The sequence below is a fragment of the Aliivibrio sp. S3MY1 genome (assembly GCF_028765575.1).
GTDB lineage: Bacteria > Pseudomonadota > Gammaproteobacteria > Enterobacterales > Vibrionaceae > Aliivibrio.
On sequence record NZ_JARACO010000058.1, the window covers coordinates 1 to 3,304 of the forward strand.

Consider the following 3,304-nt stretch of genomic DNA (forward strand, 5'->3'; position numbering starts at 1 on the left):
GTATTTTGAATTATCAATGTCGTTTTTGTTGCAAAATACAGATATATACGAGTATAATGACACCATCGGAAGCCATGATGGTGTCAGTCTGTAGCTATGCTATGGGCGTTGGGGTTCGATTCCCTAATGGCCTGATTTTTCAATAAGTCTTTTCTCAGATGTTTTCATATCTGATCTCATTTCTTTTAGTAAAATAAGCAAATCATCTTCTAACAAAATATAATTTAACGTCTTAGCTTTGGATAATTCCTTTAAATCTAGGTTTTCTACGCCTATGAAATTAGCTCTATCTAAAATGGCGTCGTTAAACTTTACTTCATTTAAATTTGACCCTGTAAAACTAGAACCTGTTAAATTAGCATTTCTAAGATCACTTCTACTTAGGTTACAACTAATAAATTTTGTCCCTTTAGCCTTTTTCGAATCTTTGATAACAAAATTAGTTAAATTACATTTATACCACTCACACGAAGTCAGTGTGGTATTATTGAAGAAGGACGATCTCATACTTACTTGATTGAATTTTATTTCTGTCATGTGCCCGTTTTGTAATTGTAATCCGATTAATCGAGAATTAGGCATGAAACAAAGTGATTTCATATTGCAGTTATTGAGAGTTAATTGTGTAATATCCAGAGTTTTCACATTGTAGCGTTGAAGTCTTTTAATATGTCCTAGTTTTTTACGGTTTACTTCTGGCATATCTAAATCTGCATAATCAGATAATTCTTCAATCATCCGTGCAATTTCTTCTTTATTTCTTTTTTCTATTTTTTCATTTGCGAGCTTAATTTTTTGGGCTTTTTTAAGTTTTGTTTCTCGTGTAACTCGAAGTTGGTCTAACCCAAAAACTAAAATACCAAAAATTATAAAATCTAATAAAAAGCCATGGGCTTCAACAAGGAAGTTTTCCCAAAAACTTTTATTGTATAGACCTAAACTGATTTCAGAAAAAGGAGGAATTTCACTGAAAAACTCCCAGCATGCAGTTATAGTGAATATTATTAATAACAATATAGTAAAAATGACAGCCATAGAACAAATCGGGTGTTTAAGAACTGTGTTTTCGAAATATCTTTTTAACATAAGGTTTAAGCCTTTGTATCCCACATAAATAAATTAATCATCACTCTTTCCCCATGACCATAACTACACGGCCAACGACCTTTATATCATCTTCTGCGACATTGATAGTTGAACCATTAAAGCTGATCGCTAACTTCTTGCCCGGTAGACGTTGTAGTTCGTTGATCGAGAACGAACCATCCATATCTATTAAATACTTTCCTGATGTTGCATGTGTAGATTCTTTATCAATAAGCAGTCTTTGAGAGTCTTCTTTTACCAAAATTAGATTTTCAGTCTCTAACTCTTCACAAATGCTCTTATCTAAAACAAATGAGTTTATTTCTTCCAAGATCCCTGAACGTAATCTAAAGCTATCAATTGATGTTGCATTTGCAACTTTAGATTCCTCACTTTCAGGAAAAGCCTCGCCAATACCTAATGCAAGCCACTTCATAGACGCTCCAGTCTCTAAATGAATGCGAATTAGCACTTCAAAAGGAGTCATGTTGCGTGTATTCCATGTCGAGATTGTAGATCTTGGTACGCCTATTACGTCAGCAAGAGCTAATAAATCTCTACTTTTCGTCACGTTTTTTAAGTTTTCTACGACATCTCGACCATTTAAATAGTCTGGAGCTTCAATTTTAGCTCGCATAAGTTGCATTCTCGACCTAAGGTTGCATTATCAACTTGGGCGGAGTTGTACGGTTGCAAACAAAGTTAAACAATTAGATAACCACAAAGGATACCACCATGTTGTCATTTCAAATAGTTATTCCTGCTCCATTTATGACGTTAGATGAATATTCTCGTCATTCAGGTATGCCGAAAAGCACTCTTAAAGATTGGGCTGCGCAAGGTAAATTGATCCTTAAAAAGAAAGACCTACCGAAAGAAACCCCATTAGTAAACGTAATTGCAATGCAAGAGCTTGCTACTCGTGAAGCTCTTAGCTACTTGGGTTAACGCTATGCCTAACCAATCAAACCAAAACGAACCAACAACATTGGAAATCATTGTTGCAATTGTAGTTCTGGCTACTCTTGGTTTTGTCATTTGAGTATCGGACAGATAGAGGAATAGCTCAATGTGCGATTTACGTGAGCCTAAACAAAATGCTTTTGACAATGCATGTTACGCATTTGCAGATTCAGAAAACATGGAACAAGTAGCAAAGCAGTGTGGAATAAACCCAACAATGCTACGTACTTTTAAAGTGAATCATTATTCAATATTTAATGGAATATATAGGGCTGCTTGGTACAGCCCTTTTTATCTAAAACATAACTGGGGCGGGGAGGTTAATTATGATAATACCTTTCACCATCAATAACCCAACTTGAAATAACGTTTGAATCTCTTATCTCAACTTTAATCTCTGTCATGTTGCGAGCTCCTTTCCCCAACAATTCAGAATAAAGTTCTTCAGCTTCTCTTTCCGCTGTAGCTTGACCTGTTGTACCTAACTCTTTTGGTACGCTGTATATAAATTCAGGTTTCATGGTAATCCTTCTCCTTTTAATTTATCCCCATAAACCCTAGCATAATTTTTTTATTAGTAAATAAGCTCAGCTCTCAGAAACCCAATGACAAAGTAGTTATTTTTAATAAACATTAGGTTGTTTAATGTAATTTCGGTTAATAAAGCGCTGCCTTTATGTAAACCAAATCATTGAGCATTGTTTGATGGTTGGGCTTGCTTTCTCTAAATTGAGATAAGTGCTCGTTTTATAAAACAACCAGATTCATTATGTGATTTAATATTGTATATTTGATGCTTTTGAAATGAGAAATAAATGCCAAGTAGACAGAAAGCAAACGAAATTTTCAGTGAAATGCGGATCTTCTTTAAGACCCTAGCTGTTGTCCTATGTCTGTTTTTTACTTGTTATTTTTTATTTAACACCGTGTCTTTAGCTCGGCTTGAAGGATCAGTCGTTAATGACTATAAAAGTATCTATTCGATCAGCCGTCGTTTCTCATCTTACTATAATAATGTTGATTCAATTCCCTTAGAAAAGGGAAGCTATTATAGAAATGGTGTTGATATCGTAGTCAATAGTGACACTAATGTGAAAGTACTCTCTATTGGAATTAAAAAATTACGTGCTGAATTAGAGACGTTGATTGGTGATAGTTTATGGACTATTGCAGTGTTTCAAAATCCATCTAAATATGTCCATTTTGATCCTTTACGAAAAAGCTACGAAATATTTTATCAAGAAGGGACTAAAGA

At 34.3% G+C, this 3,304-nt stretch carries 5 protein-coding genes and 1 pseudogene; 3 read left to right on the forward strand and 3 right to left on the reverse strand.

Annotated features, from left to right (window positions below; genetic code table 11):
* Nucleotides 1–123: 123 nt before the first annotated feature.
* Together PVK62_RS17075 and PVK62_RS17080 are read right to left on the reverse strand one after the other, a co-directional pair.
* A complete protein-coding gene (locus tag PVK62_RS17075) occupies nucleotides 124–1,086 on the reverse strand; it encodes a pentapeptide repeat-containing protein (protein ID WP_274442557.1) in 963 nt (320 codons plus the stop codon).
* A gap of 40 nt (nucleotides 1,087–1,126) precedes the next feature.
* On the reverse strand, nucleotides 1,127–1,732 hold the full coding sequence (locus PVK62_RS17080; protein ID WP_274442556.1) for a phage repressor protein CI: 606 nt from the start codon (nucleotides 1,730–1,732) through the stop codon (nucleotides 1,127–1,129).
* Between the two features lie 89 nt (nucleotides 1,733–1,821).
* Here PVK62_RS17080 and PVK62_RS17085 point away from each other — a divergent pair, with 89 nt between their 5' ends.
* The gene (locus tag PVK62_RS17085) at nucleotides 1,822–2,034 is read left to right on the forward strand and encodes a hypothetical protein (protein ID WP_274442555.1); all 213 of its coding nucleotides are present in this window, start codon (nucleotides 1,822–1,824) and stop codon (nucleotides 2,032–2,034) included.
* A 121-nt stretch (nucleotides 2,035–2,155) separates the two neighbouring features.
* Nucleotides 2,156–2,401, forward strand: coding sequence for a phage regulatory CII family protein (locus PVK62_RS17090; RefSeq protein WP_274442554.1), 246 nt, complete (start codon nucleotides 2,156–2,158; stop codon nucleotides 2,399–2,401).
* Here the strand turns inward: PVK62_RS17090 and PVK62_RS17095 are convergent.
* Nucleotides 2,370–2,570, reverse strand: a complete 201-nt coding sequence (locus PVK62_RS17095; RefSeq protein WP_274442553.1) for a hypothetical protein — start codon at nucleotides 2,568–2,570, stop codon at nucleotides 2,370–2,372. The two genes, PVK62_RS17090 and PVK62_RS17095, sit on opposite strands and share 32 nt — an antisense overlap.
* 294 nt (nucleotides 2,571–2,864) lie before the next feature.
* On the opposite strand from PVK62_RS17095, the pseudogene PVK62_RS17100 reads away from it, so the two are divergent.
* Nucleotides 2,865–3,304: pseudogene (locus tag PVK62_RS17100) on the forward strand (GGDEF domain-containing protein); the annotation flags it as partial.